General features: G+C 46.5%; 1 protein-coding gene. It reads left to right on the forward strand.

Features of this window, described 5'->3' with window-relative positions; translation table 11 throughout:
• Window positions 1-1,016, forward strand: a 1,016-nt coding sequence (locus L1N85_RS26985) for an FtsX-like permease family protein (RefSeq protein ID WP_235242097.1), incomplete at its 5' end; no start/stop codon positions are given.
• Window positions 1,017-1,231 lie beyond the last annotated feature (215 nt).

Below are 1,231 nucleotides of genomic sequence, written 5' to 3' on the forward strand. Positions count from 1 at the left end.
AGTTGCAAGCGGTGAAAGGGATTGCATGGATCGACAAAGAGCCTTCAATGCTGAATGTTATGCCGGTCCTGAAGCGAGAGGATGCAACGGCAACCATTCTATCCTGGATCAAAAAGTACGCCGGCCAGCAAAATGCGTACAGCGAGGATGTGATCCTTCCGAATGTAAGGTACGTCCTGAAAGAATGGAAGAAAGACGATGCGGTGCACGCAGCAAAGCAGGACGTTCCATCGATCATCCTCTATTGTCCGGGTATTCAACCGAGCGAAAAGGAAGAACTGCTCGGCAAAACACTCACCTTGTCCAAGATCGTTCTGGATGACGCCGGTGAATATTCGAGGAAGAGCTGGGCCTTCAATATCGTTCAAGTCGTTGATGGGCGCTACCAAGAAACGGTGAACAATCTGACGGTTACAAGAGATGAAATAACGTTTGTTCTAGACGAGCAGTTTGCCTTGCAGCATGGCATTACTAAGGGCTATAAAGACTTGAGCATCTATACGGAGAACCAGCTGTCACTTGAAGATACCCGTGTTGTTTATGATCGCGTCTTTGCACTGGCGACCGGTACGCCGGGAGGGATGTTCCAATATATACCGGATGTCATTGATGATACGACCCGAATATCCGATCTGCTTTCCTGGCTAGGGAATGTAACGTTCTATATCGCTATATTTTTGTCCATTACTTGTATCTATATCGTGGTCTACGGCAAATATCAGCTGCAGAGAAGGCACTGGGGAATATATAGATCGTTAGGGATGCGTTCTAACAGCATATACAACTGCTTGCTGCTGGAAGTGCTTGCGTACTTTACAGCAGCAGCAATTATAAGCGCGAGTCTCTACGGGGTGTTTCTTTTCGTTAACCGTGTTTCCTATTCAATGGCATTTTATTTTAAAATTTTTGGCGTGACGGTGTTCGCCGTACTACTTTTGCTCCTTGCCGCATCCTTGTTCATGAAGCAAACAATAACGAAAGATTCTATCGCTTCGCTGCTTAAAGTGGAGGAGTGAGGGAGAAAATGTTTGCTAACCCCAAGGAAGTGGCGTTACCTTCACTGAAGATTTTGTGTCATTTAAATGAATTCCCAGAGGTGGAAGCTGAACTATATCGCCTTAGCGCTAATGACGGTATTGTATCTGGCCTGCTTTTTCACTGTCCAATACGGGTAGTATACCGGTCGTTGCGGGCAGGCGGGTGCCGCCGTCGGAACGCTTTATCTTATTAA

It is taken from the genome of Paenibacillus alkaliterrae, assembly GCF_021532375.1.
GTDB lineage: Bacteria > Bacillota > Bacilli > Paenibacillales > Paenibacillaceae > Pristimantibacillus > Pristimantibacillus alkaliterrae.